Raw genomic sequence first — 19,568 nt, forward strand, 5'->3', positions numbered from 1 at the left:
CCTGCGCAGAAAGTGACATGGAAACGATCAAGCTGATTGCCATCGACCTGGACGGGCCGCTGCTGGTGGATACCTTCAGCCCGATCATGTACCAGTTGTGCCGCGACTATTACCGCATCGACTATACGCGTGCGCTCGAACGCCATACCTTCTCGCGCCCGCGTGCCGAAGTGGTCGCCTACATCCGCCAGTTGGTGCAGGCTACGATGAGCGCGCAGGACCTGGCCAAGAGCACCGAGCAAAGTCTCGAAAGCTATTTCGAGTACCGCGCCGAGTATCTGCGCCACAATCCGTCGGGCATGCGGCCCGAAGTCCCGGAGTTCCTCGACCTGCTGGCTGGCCTGGAAGTGACGCTGCTCTGCTACGGTGGGCTTGCCGAACAGCACATGCGCGACGGCCTGGGGAGGTATGCCGAGCGCTTCGTGCAGTACGTGTGCACCAACGACTGTCGCCCCGGGATACGCGAAATCATCGAGGAGATCCATCAGGTCGAACCGCAACAGGCCTTGTTCATCGACGACGTCAACTTTGTCGCCGAGCATGCCCGGGCGCTGCGCGTGCCTTTCATCGGGGTACCGTCGTTGGCGCCGTGGAGCTGGCAGAAGAAGGACATGCAGGAGACTGGTGTCAGGCATATCGTCGACTCGGTCGGCCAGATTGACCGCGCCATGCTCGAAGCCATCGACCGCGAAGCCGGCAGCGGCGACTTCTGGTGGCGTTGACGCCGCCGGACGATTACCAGAAAACCACCGGACCAGCCTGGCATGGAATTGATCAAGTTATTCAAGAGCGAGTCGTCGAAAGCGTTCAAGCTCATCATCCTGATGGCGGTGGTGTCGGGCGCGGCAAACGGCGCGCTGGTCGGCCTGATCAATGCGGGTGCCATGGCGGTCCATTCCGAAACCGTCGCCACGCGCGACTTCATCCTGTTCGTGGTCGGTCTGGTGCTCTACCTGTATTCGAAGGACATTTCCGAGAATCGCGGCAAACAGGTGATGGAACTGGCGATGAGCAAGCAGCGCCTGCGCATCTACGAGAAAATCCAGAACGCCAGCCTGAGCACGATCGAAGCGCTCAACCCCAGCGAAGTGATCGCCAAGACCGCACGCAACATCAGCCAGATCCTGCAGTCCTCCGACAGCGTGATCTACGGCATGCAGTCGCTGATGATGCTGGTGTTTTGTTCGATCTACCTGTTCATCATTTCAGCCGCGGCCTTTCTGGTAGTGATGGCCGGAGTCGGGTTGCTGATCTTCCTGCGCTACATGCGCGACAGCACCAACAAGCAGCAGCTCGAAGAGTTGATCGTCCGCGAGGGTCGCCAGTCGGGTTACATGGCCGACATGATCGAGGGTTTCAAGGAAATCAAGATCAACCACGCCAAGTGCGAAGATCTGTTCGCCACCTTCAACGCCGCGGTGCAGGACGCGCGTGCCCTGAGCATGAAGACGGCGGTCCAGTACATCCGCTTCCGCATCGTCATGCAGGCCTCGTTCTATATCATCCTGGCGGTGGTGGTCTTCATGCTGCCGCGGTTCATCGACACCTACAGCCGCCAGGTCATGGAGAGCACCTCGGTGGTGCTGTTCATCGTCGGCTACCTGTCCGGCTTCGTCGAAATCATCCCCGTCTTTGCCCGCTCCAATGCCGCGCTCAAGAACATGGCGGCGCTTGAGGCGCAGCTCGACGCGGCGGTCGAACTGCGCCCGGAGACGCTGGAGCTATTTCCCGGCTTTCAGACGATCTCTGCCAGGGACATGCACTTTGCGTATCAGGACCAGTCCGGGGAGAAGGCTTTTTCGGTGGGCCCGCTCAATCTGGAGGTGCAGCGCGGCGAGATCCTGTTCCTGACCGGCGGCAACGGCAGCGGCAAGTCCACGCTGCTGAAGCTGCTGACCGGCCTGTACCGCCCGGATGCCGGAGCCATTACCGTCGATGGCGTGGCGGTCAACCAGGCCAGCGTATTCGCGCTGCGCGAGATGTACTCGGCAATCTTTACCGACTTTCATCTCTTCGACCGCTTCTACGGCTATCACGACGTCGACGCGGCGCGCATCAACGCCCTGATCCACGACCTCGGACTGGAGCAGAAGGTCAGCTTTGCCGATGGCGCGTTCTCGACGCTCAAGCTATCGACCGGCCAGCGCAAGCGTCTGGCGTTGATCATCGCGCTCATCGAGGACCGGCAGATCTATGTCTTCGACGAATGGGCAGCCGACCAGGATCAGCGTTTCCGGCGCCAATTCTACGAAGTCATCCTGCCCGAACTCAAGCAACGCGGCAAGACGGTGATTGCCGTCACCCATGACGACGCCTACTGGGGGCATGCCGACCGCCTCGTCAAGCTCGACGGTGGGGCCGTGGTCGGCGATGCGCACGCCGCACCGGCATCCCGGGAGGGATCGGCCGGCAACGCAATTTGAGTGTGCATCAATAATGAATCTGTTATAAGGCAAAATCGTTGGCAGATCGACGCGGCCGGCAAGACAACGCCTTCGCCGCAATTTTCTTCCGCCCTGGCGGGACAGGCGGCTGGCAGCAGGCCAGCGCACCGTCCTGGCGGGCATGTTTTTCATTCAGAGGAGCGGTAATCATGACGACAGACAGTAGCATTGCGGTTGCGGGCGCGCCAGCGGGTGCCGAGGACGGGCAGGTGGCGGATGCGCCGCCCGCCGTTGCCAGCAGCCGGATGGTCGATGCCGAGCGCATCATCCACAAGGATATGCTGTTGGCGATGGGGGTGGGGGTGGTGCCGATTCCCCTTGTCGACTTCATCGGTGTGACGGCCGTGCAATTGCGCATGCTGCGTCGTCTGGCCGAACTGTACCAGACGCCTTTTTCAAAACGCGATACCGGCCCGCTGGTGTCGGCGCTGGTGGGCGGTGCCTTGCCGGCCTTTGCGGCCTGGCCGGTGGCCAGCCTGGTGCGCTGGATACCGGTGGTCGGCTGGACACTGGGTTCGGCCTCGATGGTGATCCTGTCGGGCGCCTCGACCTATGCCGTCGGCAAGGTGTTTGCGCAGCATTTCGAGCGCGGCGGCAGCATCAGCGATTTCGACACCGGTGCGGCCAAGGATGAATTCCTCGCTTTCCTGCATCTCGGCAAGGAGAAGGCGGCCAAGCTGAAAACGGCAGCGCAGCCCGAGGTGGCGGAAAAGTCCGAAGCCAGCGTCTGAGCTGAACGATCGCGGCCCGCTCGTCCGGGCCCGGCCTTTCCGTCGCTGCCGGCACTCTCATGATCTGGATCATCAAGTCACATGCGTAAAATAATGCCGCAGCTGATCGTCATATCGCTGTTGGGGCTGTTCGTCTTCATCTACTTCATTCCCCAGATCTTCATCACCATCCACTCGGGAGAGGGCGGCGTGCATTTTCGCCGCTTCTTCCAGGGCACGGTGACCGATGTCGTCTATGGCGAAGGCCTGCAGATCATCTTTCCGTGGGACGAAATGGTGGTCTACAACGTGCGCATCCAGGAAAGCAAGATGACGCTCGACCTGCTCACCAGTGAGGGCCTGTCGGCGAGGGTGAAGGTGTCGGTGCGCTACTACCCGGAATACGAGTTGCTGGGGATGCTGCACAAGCGCGTCGGCAGGAATTATGCCGAGGTGCTGGTACTTCCCGAAGTGGAGTCGGTGCTGCGCACGGAAGTGAGCCGGCTGACTGCCGAGTCGCTGTATACCACCAGTGATCTGGCGGTGACGCAGGTGGTGGTGAAGGCGATCGATGAACTGGTTTCCAACTACGTGGTGATCAACGATGTGATCGTCGAAAGCATCGAACTGCCACCGTCGGTGCAGAAGTCGATTCAGGAAAAGATCCAGCAGAAGCACATTGCCGAGGCCTTCACCTTCAAGATCGCTGGCGCCCGCCAGGAAGCGATCCGCAAGGAAATCGAGGCCAGGGGTTACGCCGCCTACAACCAGATCATCGACAAGTCGCTGAGCCCGAACATGCTCAAGTGGCGCGGCGTCGAGGCCACCAGGGATCTTGCGGCTTCGCCGAATGCGAAGGTAGTGGTGATCGGCAACGGCCCAGGCGGTTTGCCGCTGATTCTCAATTCCGAGAAATAGGCCAGGCGCATGCGGACCACCTTCCTGTTCTGGGCGTTCAATGTCGTCAGCCTGGTGACCTTGCTGCTGCTGCTGGCCATGGTGCGCAAGGACACGACGGTGCAGGTGCGCTTCCTGATGCTGTTTGCGCTGGTGGTGGGCGTGGGTTATTACTTCTTCTCCGAGCGAAGTGCCTTCTACATCCACACCAGCGCGGCGCGCACCAGCCATTCACTGGAAAGCACCGGCCCGATCGACCTGGCGGCGGTCTGGGACAACCAGGACGACGGATTCTTTCGCGGTGTGCAGTTGGCGGTCGAAGAAATCAACGCGCGCGGCGGGGTGGCACAAGATCCCGAACGGGGTGGTCGCAGTGCGCGGCCGATCAGGCTGAGCCGGTTTTTCGAGCGCGATGGGCAGGAATCGGACAAGGTCCAGTACGAACTGGCGCGCCAGGTGGCGATCGTGGCGGTGGTCGGCCACCGCAGCGCCGAGCAGGCCATCTCGGCCTCGCTCACCTACGACAACAACAAGCTGCTGTATCTGGCGTCGACGGTGAGCGATCCGCGCCTGACCGGTCATGGTTTCCGGAATGTGTTTCGCTCCATTCCCGACGACAAGCAGCTTGCCGGCGCACTGGTCGCTTATTGCCGCAGTCGCGGCGCCGGGCGCATTGCCCTGCTGTATCCGCGCACCCCCTACGGCAATACCCTGGCGGCCATTTTCCGCGACCGTCTGAGGGCGAGCAACCCGAACGTCGAGGATCGCGAACATGCCCTGTCGATTGCGACGATGCAGTCCTATGCGCCCGGCGAAGACGATTTTTCCGCCCTGGTCAGCAATCTGGGCAATTACCAGTACGACGCGATCCTGATCGCCGATGCGTTGCCGCGCGCCGGCGCACTGATCAGGGAAATCCGCATGCGCGGCATCGACCAGTTGATCATCGGTTCGGACGCGATGGCCTCACCCCGCTTATGGGAAGCCTCCGGGGGGCAGGCGCGCGACGTGGTGGTGGCTTCGCTGTTGCCGGCCGACGGCACGGCGCCTGCCGCCATGGCGGTGGAGTTTGCGCGCAACTACCTGGCGCGTTATGGCATGCCGCCGGACAACTGGGCCAGCGAGGGCTACGAGGCGGTGCGACTCCTGGCCCAGGCCTGGGAGCGCGCCGGGACGACCTTGCCGGCAGCGGTCGGGTCGGCGTTGCGCGCCTACCGGGGCTGGCGGGGCCTGTATGGCGACTATGGTTTCGGTCAGGACGGCGAGGTGCTCGATCGGCCGGTCTATCTCAAGCAAATGCAGCAAGGGCAATTCGTGGCAGTCGGCTCATTCGGTGAGGGATCGGAGAACGGCATTGGCCTCGCGCTTCGCGGCGCTGGCGGCAAAGGCCGCCTGCAAGGTCTCAACGGCGAGGCCGCGGCTTTCCCGCGGCAGCACGATGGCGCAGGCGTTCTCAGCGAGTGAGAAGGCGATCGCACGATACTGGGTGAAATGCCGGAAGCAGGCGGCGAGGCCGGCGCCGGCGTGCTCGACGGCGGCCACTTCGAGGACGTGGAAGGGGCTGGTCAAGCCGCATTTGAGCACCTTGGACAAGGCTTCCTTCATCGTCCAGAGCAGGGTATACGCCTGCAGGCGGGGCAGCCGCATCTGCGCCGCGAGCGTGACTTCGTGCGCGGTCAGCGCGCTCTCGATGACGCGCGCACGCTCGGCATCATACTGCTCGACGTCGAGCGCCATCGGATGCCCTTCCGCGAACGCCAGCGCCGCCCCAATCGCACCGCTGTGGCTGACGCTGACCTGCAATCCCAGCGTATTGGGCGCCTGCAGCACCGGCTGGCGAAATACGCCCATGCCGATGTGCACCCCGGTCGGGTCGACATCCGGATGCAGGGCGGCGATCGCGCGCTTGCAGGCATAACGTCCGCGCAGGAAATCGTCGGCACGTTTCTGCACCGGCATCGCCGCCGCCAGGAGCAATTCCCCGGGGTGCAGGAACTGCCGCCTGAGGTGCCGCAGTGCGCCGGTCGACGCCGACAGCACGCAGAGGCCGACGGCCATCCGGGAGTCGCTCCGGCTCAACTCCAGCCTGAGGGTCACCTCCTGGTCGAAGGGTGAATCACTCATAGGAAGGCTTCGCTGGCGCGCCAGTCCTGGCCTCGGGCAGACACGGTCAACAGCACCGGCGCTGCCGAAGTCGTCAGCGCGACGCTTCCGCCAGGGTCTGATAGACGAACGTAGTCAGCGCAATGGCCGTGGCATCGGGCAGGCCGGCGAACTCGATGCCCTGGAGGAATTCACCGGACGCATCCTGCGATTGTGAGCGAATCGTCGCATCAATCGCCATCAGCACCTCGATCCCCCTGACATGCAGGCGAAACTTGACGGACAGGAGCGCGCCTTTCTTTCCCAGCGCCGTCTTGGTTGTCAGCAAGGCGCCGCCGACACTGAGGTTGGTCATCAGGCCTGCCGCGGCAATCGTGCTCGACCCATGCGGCATGTCGATGGCGCAGATGATCCGCACCGGGACTCTCTCGCCGGCGCGTACCACCAGACCACGCACCTGCGGCGGATAGTTGAGATACATGTGTGGAAAAGGGATGCTCGACGAACGCAGCACATTGGCGGTGAAGGCATAGGCATTCTTGCCGGCGAAAAAGCGTACGACCAGGGTCTGCCCGTCGCGCAGGTAACAGAGTTTTCCGTCTGCTTCCGGAATCGTGGTCACAACGCTCTTGCCTTTGAGATAGCCGATCAGCTTGACGTAGTACCGGCTTTGCGCCAGATCGGTCTGTGGCTGGACCTGGAAGGAATCGCCGATGGCCAGCTTGACCTCGTCGAGCGGTACGCTCCGCTCGGCAGTTGTTTCGGTCGTGCCGCGTCCCTCGGCCTCCTGCTTCGGAGCGCGTTCTTCCCTGCTGTCGGCGGTCATCGTCGAATTTCCGTGGCCCGGTCTGAAAGCACAGATCATAAAGAACTTTCAGCAGAGTGGATCTATCGGGAGAGAAATCGTTGCCGGCCGTCCTGCGTAGCGCAGTTGCCGCGGTGGGTGGATGCTCAGGGCGAGGGGTGACGTTCGAACAGGGCGATCGACTCGACGTGCGAGGTATGGGGAAACATGTTCACCACGCCGGCGCCACGCAGGCGGTAGTCCTTCTGCGTGACCAGAATCGCCGCGTCGCGTGCCAGCGTGGCCGGGCTGCACGAGATGTAGACGATGCGCCGCGGGCGCTCGGCGTCCAGTGACTTGATCAGTTCCAGAGCGCCTTCGCGCGGTGGGTCGATCAGCATCCGGTCGAAGCGGCCCAGCGCAGCCAGCGTTTCCGGCGTGGTTTCGAAGAGATTGGCGACCCGATATTCGACCCGATCGCCCAGACCGTTCGCCAGCGCGTTCCCGGTGGCGCGGCGAACCAGTTCGGGGCTGCCCTCGACGCCGACCACGCGCGCGCCCGCACGCGCGATCGGCAGGGTGAAGTTCCCCAGACCACAGAACATGTCCGCGATGCGCTCGCCCGGTTGCGGCGCGAGCAGCGTCATCGCCCGTCGTACCAGCACGCGGTTGATCGCGTGATTGACCTGCGTGAACTCGGTCGGCGAGAAGGCATGCTCGACGGCAAACTCCGGCAGGAGGTAAGACAGTTGCGGGCCGGTGAGCGGATAAAACCGGTAGGCCGTGGCCGGTCCCTGTGGCTGCAGGTAGAAGACCACCGCGTGACGGTCGGCAAACTCGCGCAGCAGGACCTCGTCAGACGGACTGAGCCCCTCCAGGATGCGCAACACCAGCGCCGTCATCCGTTCGCCGACCGCCACTTCGATCTGTGGCAGTCGATCGCGGATCGACATCCGGCCAACCAGTTCACGCAGTGGCAGGAGCATCGCCGAGAGATGCGGCGGCAGGATTTCGCACTGCTGCATGTCGGCGACGTAGCTGCTCTTCTTCTCGTGAAAACCGACCAGCACGCCCCCCTTTTTCAGCACGAAACGTACCGAGAGACGGGCGCGATAGCGGTAAGCCCAGGGTTGTCCGTGAATCGGGGCGTAGAGCTGCTCGGCCTTGATGCGGCCGAGATGCCAGAGATTGTCCTCCAGCAAACGCTGCTTGGCCGCGACCTGCGCCGCCGCGTCGAGATGTTGCATGCTGCAACCGCCGCAGACCGCAAAGTGCGGGCAGCGCGGCGTGACCCGCTCCGGCGAAGGGTTCAGGATGCGCAGCGTGCGGGCCAGTTCATAGCTCGGCTTGCGGCGATAGCTGGCATATTCGACGCGTTCGCCGGGTAGCGCGCCCTCGACGAAAACCGTCTTGCCATCGAGCCGCGTCACCCCGCGTGCCTCATGGTCCAGCGATTCTATGATTCCGGTTGGCATGCGCCGCTTTCACCCAAGGAAAGCGGCGATTTTATCCCGAATGTGCGGGCAGTTTACCGGCGATCGGGGCGAACGCCTGGCCGGATGCTCGAGTGTCAGGGCGCGAGTTCCGGGTGCTGGCTGCGGGCGCGTTGCAGGATCTCCAGGGCCTCGGGATAGCGGAACTGGCGAACCTGTCGTTCTAGCTCGGCACCAATATCGCCGAGCGCACTGTGCAGTAGCGCGGCGTTCTCATCGACCAGTTGATGGGCACGCAGATGGGAGCCGGCGAGCAGCGCTTCGATCTCTCCCAGAAGGCGGCGCGCGCCTGCCCAATCGACTTCTGCAGGCGGCGTGCCTGTCGCTTCCGGTGGCGGTTCCAGGGCGGTGATGAGTGCACTGCAGATCGTCGCGTAGCGCGCGGCGATTTGCACGGCAAGCGCGTCGAGCTCTTCGGCGGTGGCGTTGCCGGAACCGAGTGCCGCTTCGAGGGTGACAGCGGCCTGCTGCACGCCGGTGACGCGCAGATTGGACGATACGCCCTTGAGTGCGTGCGCGTAGCGCTGCACCTCGGCACGCTCGCCAGCGCGGAGTTGCCGACGCAGATCGCCGATCGTTTCTCCATAACTTTCGGCGTAGAGGCGTAGCAACCGGCAATAACTGGCCACGTTGCCGTTCAGCAGGCGCACGCCGCTGGCGGCGTCGAGATCGGCGATAGCCGCCAGGCGGCTCAGCGTCGCGTATTGGTCTACGACCGGCGTGGGTGTCGCACGCGGCGCCGGCGCGGCTGCGGCCGTCGGTCGGGAAGGCAGCAGCGGCAGGCATCGCCGCAGGGTAGCGTACAGTTGTTCGGGTTCCACCGGTTTGCCGACGAAATCGGTCATCCCGGCCGCAGTGCAGGCTCGCCGATCTTCATCGAAGACGTTGGCGGTCATCGCCACGATCGGTATCGAGGCGCCCCCTGGCAGCGCGCGGATTGCCCGCGTCGCTTCGAGACCATCCATGTCCGGCATCTGCACGTCCATCAGGATCAGGTCGTAGGCCTTTGCCGTGGCCATGCGCACGGCCGCACGCCCATCGATGGCGCTATCGACGAGCAGCCCGAGGCTCTGCAACAGGTCGATCACCACCTCACGGTTGAGTGCATTGTCTTCGGCGAGCAGCAGGCGAGTACCAGGGAAATGTCGACGCAGCGTATCCTCGGCGTTGTGGGCGGGTGCGAGCAGTGGCAGTGCGCCGCGACCGCGCCGCAGGCAGGCGGTGAACCAGAAGGTGCTGCCCTGGCCGGGCGTACTGTCGGCACCGGCGCTGCCGCCCATCAATTCGGCCAGTCGGCGGGTGATTGCCAGGCCGAGGCCGCTGCCGCCGTACTTGCGCGTGGTCGAGGTATCCGCCTGTTCGAAAGCACCGAACAGGCGCGGCAAGTTTTCAGGGGCGATGCCGATGCCGCTATCCTCGACCTCGAAGCGGAGCAGCAGGGCCTCGCCGGCTGCTTCGAGCAGACGCGCGCGCAAGGCGATGCGACCGTGTTCGGTGAACTTGAGCGCGTTGCCGGCGTAATTGAGCAGCGCCTGGCGCAAGCGGGTCGGGTCGCCGCGCAGCCACAGCGGCACATGCTCGGTGTCGACCTCGACCGCCAGTCCCTTGCTGCGCGCCTGCTCGGCAATCAGCGAGCGGACGCCATCCAGAATCGCATCGAGGCGGAAATCGGTTTCCTCCAGAGTCAGCTTGCCGATCTCGATCTTCGACAGGTCGAGCACATCGTTGATGATCGCCAGCAGGTGCCGGGCCGCCGCATCGATCTTGTTCAGACGGTCGGCCTGCTGCGGCGTCGGGTCGGCACGCTGCAGCAGGTGCGTCAGACCGACGATGGCGTTCATCGGCGTACGGATCTCGTGGCTCATGTTGGCCAGGAAGGCGCTCTTCGCCCGGTTGGCCGCCTCGGCGTGCGCGTGTGCCTCGGCCAACTGCTCGGTCCGTTCGCGGACCAGTTCTTCGAGGTGATGGCGGTGGCGGTCGAGTTCGGCGCCGATCCGCTTCTTCTCGGTGATGTCTTCCTTGACCGCGACGTGGTGGCTGATGCGTCCGTCGGACTGGCGGATCGGGGTGATGATCGCGTATTCGATGTACTCGTCGCCGTCCTTGCGACGATTATGCAATTCGCCCTTCCACGCGCCGCCGGCGGCCAGTGCCGCGGACATCGCGGCGTAACCTGTCTGCGGTGTCGGGCCCGCCTGCAGCAGGCGCGCGTCGCGTCCGATAAGCTCCGCACGCGTGTAGCCGCTGGCGCTGACGAAGGCTTCGTTGACGTATTCGATCTGTGCATCGAGGTTGGTGATGACGATGCTTTCGGGGCTTTGCTCGACCGCCAGCGAGAGCTTGCGCAGGTCATCCTCGGCCTGCCTGCGCTCGCTGATGTCCTGTAGCGTCCCCTCGAAGCGCAGCGGGCGACCGGCGGCATCGCGCAGGCAACACCAGGTCGGCTGCAACCAGCGTTGCACGCCGTTCGCCGGATTGCTGCGAAAGATCGACGCCTGTGGGTTTTCGCCGACAGTCATGAGGGTGAGCGCCTGTTCGATCTGCGGTCGATCGTCGGGATGGATCAGATCCAGGCACCCCGGCCAATCGGGAACGCCATCGGCGCGGTCAAGACCGAACAGCGCGAACATCTGTTGCGACCAGTAACTCTCGCCGCTACCGACGGCGAGCGACCAGTTGCCCAGGCGCGCGTAGGTCTCGGCGCGCTCGAGACGGTCGAGCGTTGCCTGCAGTTCGCTGCGCGCCGACTGCTCGTCTTCGAGGACGCTCAGCAGCATTTCGCGTCCGCCCTCGGCCGCCGCCAGCAGGCGGTCGGTTTCCGCGCGCGCGGCCTGCAGTTCGGCTGTGCGCGCGGTCAGTTCGTGGCGCGTCCGTTCGATTTCGCCATTCCGGGCGCGCAGCGCAACGGCCAGGTCGCGGATGCGCAGGAAGGTGGCGATCGAAGATTGCAGTTGGTGATCGCTGATCGGCAGCCCGATCCAACCATCGGGCTCACCCTCGCAGCCGGGCGCTGTTTCACCGTAGTCAGCCGGCTGGTCGACGGTGATGACCACGAAAGTGTCGGCGAGCGCCGCTTCGCCCTTGATGCGACGGCAAAGATCGCGGCCGTCGACGTCGGGCAGTCGGCGAGCGAGCAGCACCAGTGCCGCTGGCGCGGCGAGGAGCACTCGCCAGGCTTCCGCGCCATCGACAGCCAAGCAGGTCGCGTAGCCTGCCTGCTCCAGCGTGCGGCAGGTGACTTCGCGCTGTGCCGGGTCGTCGTAGGCGACGAGAATCCGTGCTGACGCAGTCACCGGCGCCTGCGCCAGCGCGCTGAATTGCTCGCTGGCGAATAGTTCAGCGCTCATGCCTGCTCCTTTGTGGCGTCAGCGCGGTGTGCCGGAACGCTGAAGGTGAAACAGGCGCCACGGCCCGGTGCGCTGTCGACGCCGATCCAGCCGCCGTGCGCCTCGATGATCCGACGGGCGATGGCCAGTCCGGGGCCGACGCTGCGGGTGCTGTCGCCGGGGCGCGTGGCGCCTCGCCCGACGCCGTCGAACCAGCGCAACTGATCGGCGACGGCAATGTCCGGACCCTGATCGTGCACCGCGACATGCAGCAATTCGGCGTCGATCCAGGCCTCGATGCGCACTTGCTGGCCGCTGGCGGAATTCTTGATGGCGCTGCCGGCGAGGTGCACCAGCACCTGCTGTAACCGGCCGGCGTCGAGCAGCCACTCGCCGGGTGCCGCAGCGGTGTCGGCGAAGAGCCGCACATTCCTGGGCTGCGCCAGTCTCTGCAGCAGGGGCAGCGTCGCCACGACAAGGTCGGCGACACTGGCCGGCGCCAGATCCAGCCGCAGACGGCCGGCTGCGGGTGTGGCCGCGGCGAGGAAGTCGTTGACTCGCCGTTTCATGCCGGCGGCGGCTGCCAGGCAACTGCGCAACGAAGCGTGGTGTTCGGAAACCGGCGTTGTGCCTGTGGCGTCGAGCACCAGTTCAGTATGCGTCATGATCAGGCCGATCGGTGTGCGCAGTTCGTCCACAGCCATGCCGAGAAAGGTTTCCCGGAGCGCGTTGAGCTCACGCAGTTCGGCGTTGCTCTGATGCAGTTGCCGGATCAGATCGTTGAGTTCGCGGTTGAGGTCGAGGACCTCGCCGCGCAGTCGTCGCTGCTCTGCAAAATCGGGCCAACCGAGAGCCAGCGTGCCGGCGGCGAGGGGGTGGAAGCTGAAGGTCAAGGTTTCCGGTACGCCGGCGGCCGTCGCCAGGGTCAGCCGTGACCGGCGGCCACCGGCGCTCCTGCCGGCGGCGACCAGCGCCGCCACGTCGATGTTGCGGCTGGTGAAATCGAGCAGCAACGCGGCCAGCGGTCGTCCGAGGCGTGCCGGCGGCAGCAGTTGTGTGGCGAACGTGTTGAGCGCGATCACCCGCAGCTCGCTGTCGAGTGTCAGTGCCAACAGTGGCGCCTCGTCGCGGACGCAAGCCTCGAGCGCTGCCAGGCGCAAGGGATCCGCTGCGATCCCGGACGTACCGGCGCCGGTGTTGTCCACGGTGCCGTCGACAGCGGCGGTGCCTCTTTCCACCATTTCGCTCGTCTGCACTGCGGGGAGCGGGGCGACCACGGCAGCATCGGCCGGGGAGGTGCCGGGACGCGCTGCGCTGCCCTCGATCCACGCTTCGAGTTCGGCCAGCGAGCCGATGACGTGCACACCGGGAATTGCTTCGACGCGGGCCCGACCAGTGTCTCCAAGACCCTGGCCGCCGACAATGATCGGCATCTCCGGGTACAGCCCGCGGATCGCGTTGGCGATTTCGAGCAGCCGTTCCAGGTGGCAGTGGACGGTCAGCGACAGGCTGACCACCTGCGGTCGCCGGCTCGCCATCAGCGCCAGAATGTCGCCCTGCGGTGTGTTGGCGCCGAGAAAATAGCTGCGCCAGCCGTGCAGCTCGAAGATGTCGGCGACCATTCGGGCGCCGATCTGGTGATGTTCGTTGGCCGCGCAGGTGACCAGTGCCGAGCAGCCGGTGGACGGTCGATCGAAGAGGTAGGGGTAGCTCAGGTTGAGCAGACTCTCGGAAATCGCCGTAGCCAGATGTTCGTCGGCCACCGAGGCGCGACCGCTCTCCCAGAGCATGCCCACATCGTAGAGCGCGCGCTGAATGAGGTCCTCGTAGAGCGCGCGGACTCCCCGGCCGGCGTCGAGCCAGGCCTGGACCTCGGCGCGGCAGTAGGCGACATCGCCGACCAGGAGAGCGTCCAGAAAGCGTCGGTAGCGGGCCTCGCCGGCGAGTCTGTCGCCAGGGTCGGCGGTGCCGGGATTCGCCGTCATGCGCATCGCCTAAGCCGGATCGCGCTTGACGGCGCCATAACGTGGTCGCCGGCCGGCTTCGGCGAGCAGGGCATTGACCTCGCGCTTGAGCTGCAGCACCCGGCCTTCGCGGTTGCGGGTCACCGCGTGCCAACGGCGTAGTTCTTCCAGCTGGGCGAGCAGGCGCGCCTTGTCCTGCTCGCGTTCGGTGATGTCGTTGGCCAGGACCACATGCGCGGTGCCGGTGCCGAAGTCGAGGGCGTGTGCAACGATGTCGACCAGGATTTCGCGGCCGTCCTTGCAGCGATGCCGCCATACCCCCGCCTCGCCGTTCGCGGCGGTTTCGGCGAGATGCGTCAGAAAGCGCGGAATGTCTTCCGTCGGCCGGATGTCCTTGATGGTCATCGTCAGGAATTCCTCGCGCGTATAACCGTAGTGGCGGATGGCGGCGTCGTTGACCTCGATGAAGGCCAGCGTCGCGTGGTCAAAAACCCACATCGGCAGTGGATTTTCCGCAAACATTTCGCGGTAGCGTCTTTCACTGTCCTGCAGCGCCAGCGTGGCCAGTCTGGCGGTGGTAATGTCCGTCCACGCGCCGACGATTTCGACGGCTAGCCCGCTGGCGTCGCGGATCGGCCGTTGCTCGTCGCGGATCCACAGGTAGTGGCCGTCCTTGTGGGCGAAACGATACTCATGAACGGTCGCGGCATCGCCCGGCAGCAGCCCGGCGGCCAGGGCCGTGGGGCGATCATCGGGGTGCAGGCCGGCAACCCACCAGCCGTCCTGCAGCGCCTCGGCAACGGTATGCCCGGAGATCCGTTCGATGTTCGCGCTGACCTGCAGCGTTCGCGTGGCGCCGTCGGCAACGCGCAGCGCGTAGAGCACGGTCGGGCTCGCTTCGAGCAAATGCTGCAGTTGCTGTGTGGTGGCGCGCAGAGCCGCTTCGGCGCGGTCGCGTGCGGTGCGGTCGCGCAGCGTGCGGATGCCGTAGGCCAGGTCGCCGGCCAGTTCGACCAGGAGTCGTGTCTCGTCGGCGTCAAAGGCATCGGCCGTACCAGCGTACAGGTTCAGCGCACCGAGACAGCCACTGTCTGCGGCGAGCAGCGGCAGCGTGATCGAGGCCGCGTAGCCTCGCCGTAGCGCGGCGTCACGCCAGGGTCCGAAGTGGGGGTCATCGACCAGATTCTGCGCCAGCACCGGTCGCCGCTCGCGGATCGCCGTACCACTCGGGCCACGCCCCCGCTCGACATCTTCCCTGGTCACGTCGGCGGTTGCCAGGTCGCCGTCTTCGAAACCGGCCTGCGCGACCGGTCGCACGCGGTGCGGCGGGTCGTCGTCGGCATAGCCGACCCAGGCCATGCGGTAACCGCCGAAGTGAACGACCAACTGACAGATCTCGGCGAGCAGTGCCGGTTCGGCGTCGGCGCGGATCATTGCCTGGTTGCATTCGCTCAAGGTGCGCAGGGCGCGATGGCTTCGCTGCAGGGCCGACGCTGCCTTCCGGCGTTCGCTGATGTCGCGGATGAAGCTCTGGCGATAGGGCTTGCCTTCGATCTCGATCGCGCGCGAACTGATCTCGACCGGAAAAGCGCTGCCGTCGCGGCGGCAGTGCAGAGCCTCGAAGAGTGCGCCTTCCGGGTTGGCGGAAGCCTGCCATTGTTGAGAGAACAGCGCCGGCGTGTCTTCGCCGCGCAGGTCGCGGATGTGCAGGGCACGCAGTTCTTCGATGCTCCAGCCATAGGCGGCGACAGCCGCTTCGTTGGCCTCGACGATACGACCGGTATCGTCGAGCAGGAGGATGATGTCGCGCGCCTTGCCGACCATCGTTTCGTAGTGGCTGACCAGCGCACCGCGCTCCTCACGCTGTCGATCGACGAACTGCTGCATGCGCAGCGCTTCGGCCTGCGCTTGCCGGACCGACTCGGACAAACGCAAGCGCTGCTGCTGACGCAACATGACCCCGAAGAAAACGACCGCGAAGAGCGCCGAAGCGACGCTGAGCGAGATCCAGAAGAGATCGTCCCGCAGCGCCAGGTCCACTTCTTCACGGTCGATCTTGGCGATCAGCCACCACCCGGTGTCGGCGACCGGGATGCCGACACCGAGCACCGGCACGCCACGGTAATCACGCGCCGCGTGCGGCCGTTCGGCGTCCGAACCGACGTTGCTGGCCTGCACGAGAAAGGACCCGGTCTCGCTCAGCGGGATGCGCCGTGGCCACGTGCTGCCGGCGCGGTCGCGCGGCGCGTCGAGCAGCAGTACCGAATCGCTGTCGCGGCGTACCAGCAGGGTTTCGGCACTGGCGCTGGGTACCGGCAGAACCTGCAGCAGCGGCAAGAGGAAATCGCCTTCATTGGCGCGCAGCAGAATGAGCAGATCCGGGGCGCCGGCGGCAGCCGGCAGCGGGGCGACGAAAGCGCACGACAGCTCGGTACCACCGGCACGGTCCACGGAGAGGTCCGCGAACTGCGATGCATTACCGCTCAGCGCGCGCTTGATCGCCGTGTCGAGCCGATCTTCAGGAAGGTGGTAGTCCTCGCCGGCGGTAAACCGCACTGTGCCGGCGGCGTCGAGCACGGCGATGCTGCGGTGGCCGCCGATGCGCAGTACCTCCACCAGCTGCTCGCGGGCGAACGTGGTGCTGGCCGCGTCCCCATCACGCTGCCACTGACGCAGCGCCCGGATAAGCTCCGGCAGGTGGCGGACGATCTCGATGTCCTTGCGCCGCTCGCCCAGCCATGCCTCGATCTGGCCGACCTTGAGGCGTGCCATGGCGTGCAGTTGCGCGGCGGCCAGGGCCTCGTGCCGCTGCGCCACCTGGCGCATGGCCGCAGCTCCGGCGAGGAGGATCAGCAACGCCAGTCCGACGACCCAGGCCACCAGCCGGCGGTTGCCGACCGGGGCCGCCGTTGCCTCGTCGGTACCGCCGACGCGCCGTAACAACGCGTAAAGCAGCAGCGAGGTCAGTGCGACAAAGGCCAGCCCCTTGAGCGTGCCGAGCATGACCAGCGTTCCGGGATTGTTGCTCAGTCTGCCGATCAGGGTATCGGAGAACAGGATCCAGAGCGTGGCGAAGACCGCGTAGGCAACCACCACGCGCAGCATCTCGGCGCGCACCGGCCTGGCGGACGTGAGCCCGGCTGCCGCTTGCGAAGTCACGGCGGCGATTCCTCGCGGTCTGGCACCGCGCTGATTGGGGTAGCCACGCCATGCCGGGCCTTGTGGCGCGCTTCGTAGTGGAGGAACGCGGCGCGCACCGCCTCGACCAGCTTGGCGTCGTCCCACGGTTTGGTGATGAACTGGTACAACTCGCCACTATTGACCGCGCGCGTGACCGCCTGCAGATCGGTATAGCCGGAGAGCATCAGGCGTACCGTATCGGGGTAGAGCGCGCGCACCTTGCCGAGCAGTTCGCTGCCGTCCATGCCGGACATGCGCGCATCCGAAATGATGACCTTGACCGGGTGCGTGGCGAGCAGGTCAAGCGCTTCGGCGCCGTTGCCGGCAGTCAGTACGGTATATCCTTCGCGCCGAAACAGGCGCTTCAGCGACGAGAGGATGCTGGTCTCGTCGTCGACCAGCAGCAGGGTACGGGAGGGTGCCGTCGGATCGGCCGTCAGACTGACGTGGCGGCCGCCACCGAGCAGTTGCGCGAAGTCGCTGGCCGGCAATGGCCGGCTGAACAGGTAGCCCTGCATCTCATCACAGCCGTGGGCGCGCAGGAAGCCCAACTGGGCTTCGGTCTCGACACCCTCGGCGATCACCGCCATGCGCAGATTGTGCGCCAGGGCGATCACCGAAAGTGCGATGGCGGCGTTCTCGGGGTCGCGGTTGATGTCGTGGACAAAAGACTGGTCGATCTTCAGACGGTCGATGGCGAAACGCCGCAGGTAGCTCAAGGACGAGAAACCGGTGCCGAAATCGTCGATCGACAGTGATACCGCCAGCGCCTTGAGGCGCTGCGTGGTGCGGATGAAGGCTTCGGCGTCCTTCATGACCGCGCTCTCGGTCAACTCGAGTTCCAGGCAGGCAGGGTCGAGACCGGTTTCCTTGAGCACACTGCCGACCAGGGCGAGTACATCCTGACTCTCGAACTGTCGCGCCGAGAGATTGACCGCCACACTGATACGCGGCAAGCCGGCGGTCTGCCAGGCCTTGTTCTGGGCGCAGGCCTGCCGCAGCACCCATTCGCCGAGCGGCGCGATCAGACCGGTATCCTCGGCCAGCGGGATGAACGCCGAGGGCGGTACGAGCCCGCGTGTCGGGTGTTGCCAGCGCACCAGCGCCTCGGCGCCGACGATGCGGCCGGTGCGCAGATTGACCTGTGGCTGGTAGTGCAGCAGCAGGTTCCCCTGGGCAATGGCACGGCGCAACTCGCCTTCCATTTCCAGCCGTTCGAGGGCGCGCGAGTCCATGTCGACAGCGTACAGGTGGCTGCGGCCGCCGCCCTCGGCGCGTGCCTTGTGCATTGCCGATACGGCATGGCGGAGCAACTCGTCGCCGTTGCTGCCGTCCTTCGGGAAAAGGGCAATGCCGATGCTGACGCCGAGCGTCAGTTCACGCCCGGCGAGCAACATCGGCCGCGCCATGGCGCTGACCACGGACTGTGCGAGGCTGCTCGCGAGTTCGCTGCGGGCGACCTCGGTGACCAGCACGAATTCGTCGCCTTCGAGCCGGGCGAGGGTGTCGGCCGGCTGCGTGTGCGTCGCCAGGCGTGTCGCCAGTTCGGTGATGACGCGGTCGCCGGTGGCGCGGCCAAGGGTTTCATTGACCGTCTGGAAGCGGTCCGGCTCGATCGCCAGCACCGCCAGCACCGCCTCCGGGGAGTGCCGGGGCTGGTCGATGGCGTGCGCCAGGCGGTCGTTGAGCAGGTTGCGGTTGGGCAGACCGGTCAGGTCGTCGAAGTTGGACTGGCGTTCGAGTTGCGCCAGGTAGCGTTTGCGCTCGCTGATGTCGCGCAGGCTGACGACGGCGCCGAGTCGCCGCTCGGCTTCGATGATCGGCACGCTCGAGTACTCGATCGGCAACTGCGTACCATCCTTTCGCCAGAAGGTTTCTTCCTGACCGCGCAGGGCGATGCCGGCGGCCAGCGAGTTGACCAGCGGACAGTCGTGCTGCGGATAGGGGCTGCCGTCGACGCGCGAGTGATGGAAGGTGGCGTGCGCCGAAAAACCGATCAGTTCGTCGCGGCTGAAGCCGAGCATCTCCGTCGCGGCGGGGTTGACAAAATTGACCACGCCGTCGGCATCGGTACCGTAGATGCCCTCACCGGCGGTGCTGAGGATCAACTCCAGTTGGTGGCTGAGCCGTGCCTGGGCTTCCCGGCTGGCGTCCTCGAGGCGGCGGTTCTCGGCGACGCGGCGGCTGACTTCGGCTTCGAGCCAGGCGTTGTGGTCGCTGAGGATGTCGCGCGCACGCTTGAGATCGAGCTGATTGCGGACGCGGGCCAGGACCACGGCCGGCTGGATCGGTTTGACGATGTAATCGACGGCGCCGAGCGACAGTCCGTGCTCCTCGTCTCCCGGATCGCCGAGTGCGGTCAGGAAGATCACCGGGGTGGCCTGCGTTGCCGGGTTCTGCTGCAGGGCGGCGAGGACCGCGTAGCCGTCCATCTCCGGCATCATGATGTCGAGCAGGATCAGGTCCGGCACCGGCTGGCGGGCGGCAACTTCAAGGGCGCGCCGGCCGTTCGGCGCGACCAGGACATCGTAACGCGTTTGCAGCAGTTCCCCGAGTACCGCAAGGTTCTGCGGCTGATCATCGACGATCAGCAGGGTGGCGCGTGCTACTGGCGCGGGCATGGGTCTGCTCCGGTGTTCATTTGCGGGATGCGAAAGGGCATCAGCG

11 protein-coding genes and 1 pseudogene are annotated in these 19,568 nt (G+C 65.4%); 5 read left to right on the top strand and 7 right to left on the bottom strand.

Annotated elements, in window-relative coordinates; translation table 11 throughout:
* Positions 1 to 17: 17 nt before the first annotated feature.
* From AC15MQ_RS18730 to AC15MQ_RS18750, 5 genes are all read left to right on the top strand, one after another.
* Positions 18 to 722 (top strand): HAD family hydrolase, encoded by a 705-nt coding sequence (locus tag AC15MQ_RS18730; protein ID WP_287654087.1) that lies wholly within the window; start codon positions 18 to 20, stop codon positions 720 to 722.
* A 42-nt stretch (positions 723 to 764) separates the two neighbouring features.
* A complete protein-coding gene (locus AC15MQ_RS18735; RefSeq protein ID WP_287668012.1) occupies positions 765 to 2,423 on the top strand; it encodes a cyclic peptide export ABC transporter in 1,659 nt (552 codons plus the stop codon).
* Between the two features lie 170 nt (positions 2,424 to 2,593).
* Positions 2,594 to 3,175 carry a YcjF family protein gene (locus AC15MQ_RS18740; protein WP_287654083.1) on the top strand — a complete coding sequence of 194 codons (582 nt, stop codon included), beginning with the start codon at positions 2,594 to 2,596 and terminating at the stop codon, positions 3,173 to 3,175.
* Positions 3,176 to 3,268: 93 nt separating this feature from the next.
* Positions 3,269 to 4,072, top strand: a complete 804-nt coding sequence (locus AC15MQ_RS18745) for a prohibitin family protein (RefSeq protein WP_483080963.1) — start codon at positions 3,269 to 3,271, stop codon at positions 4,070 to 4,072.
* Between the two features lie 9 nt (positions 4,073 to 4,081).
* Entirely contained in the window at positions 4,082 to 5,515 is a 1,434-nt protein-coding gene (locus tag AC15MQ_RS18750; RefSeq protein WP_483080964.1) for an ABC transporter substrate-binding protein, read from the top strand.
* Between the two features lie 60 nt (positions 5,516 to 5,575).
* Here AC15MQ_RS18750 and AC15MQ_RS18755 read toward each other — a convergent pair.
* The 7 genes and pseudogenes from AC15MQ_RS18755 to AC15MQ_RS18785 all read right to left on the bottom strand — a co-directional run.
* A pseudogene (locus AC15MQ_RS18755) lies at positions 5,576 to 6,175 on the bottom strand (4'-phosphopantetheinyl transferase family protein); the annotation flags it as partial.
* A 73-nt stretch (positions 6,176 to 6,248) separates the two neighbouring features.
* A complete protein-coding gene (locus AC15MQ_RS18760) occupies positions 6,249 to 6,980 on the bottom strand; it encodes a flagellar brake protein (protein WP_483080965.1) in 732 nt (243 codons plus the stop codon).
* A 125-nt stretch (positions 6,981 to 7,105) separates the two neighbouring features.
* Positions 7,106 to 8,413 carry a 23S rRNA (uracil(1939)-C(5))-methyltransferase RlmD gene (gene rlmD / locus AC15MQ_RS18765; RefSeq protein ID WP_483080966.1) on the bottom strand — a complete coding sequence of 436 codons (1,308 nt, stop codon included), beginning with the start codon at positions 8,411 to 8,413 and terminating at the stop codon, positions 7,106 to 7,108.
* Positions 8,414 to 8,508: 95 nt separating this feature from the next.
* Positions 8,509 to 11,778, bottom strand: coding sequence for a response regulator (locus AC15MQ_RS18770; protein ID WP_483080967.1), 3,270 nt, complete (start codon positions 11,776 to 11,778; stop codon positions 8,509 to 8,511).
* On the bottom strand, positions 11,775 to 13,742 hold the full coding sequence (locus AC15MQ_RS18775; RefSeq protein WP_483080968.1) for a cobalamin-dependent protein: 1,968 nt from the start codon (positions 13,740 to 13,742) through the stop codon (positions 11,775 to 11,777). The genes AC15MQ_RS18770 and AC15MQ_RS18775 overlap by 4 nt, the downstream gene beginning before the upstream one ends.
* A gap of 9 nt (positions 13,743 to 13,751) precedes the next feature.
* The gene (locus tag AC15MQ_RS18780) at positions 13,752 to 16,880 is read right to left on the bottom strand and encodes a PAS domain S-box protein (protein WP_483080969.1); all 3,129 of its coding nucleotides are present in this window, start codon (positions 16,878 to 16,880) and stop codon (positions 13,752 to 13,754) included.
* On the bottom strand, positions 16,877 to 19,522 hold the full coding sequence (locus tag AC15MQ_RS18785; RefSeq protein ID WP_287654073.1) for an EAL domain-containing protein: 2,646 nt from the start codon (positions 19,520 to 19,522) through the stop codon (positions 16,877 to 16,879). The genes AC15MQ_RS18780 and AC15MQ_RS18785 overlap by 4 nt, the downstream gene beginning before the upstream one ends.
* Positions 19,523 to 19,568 lie beyond the last annotated feature (46 nt).

The sequence above is a fragment of the Candidatus Accumulibacter propinquus genome (assembly GCF_056856495.1).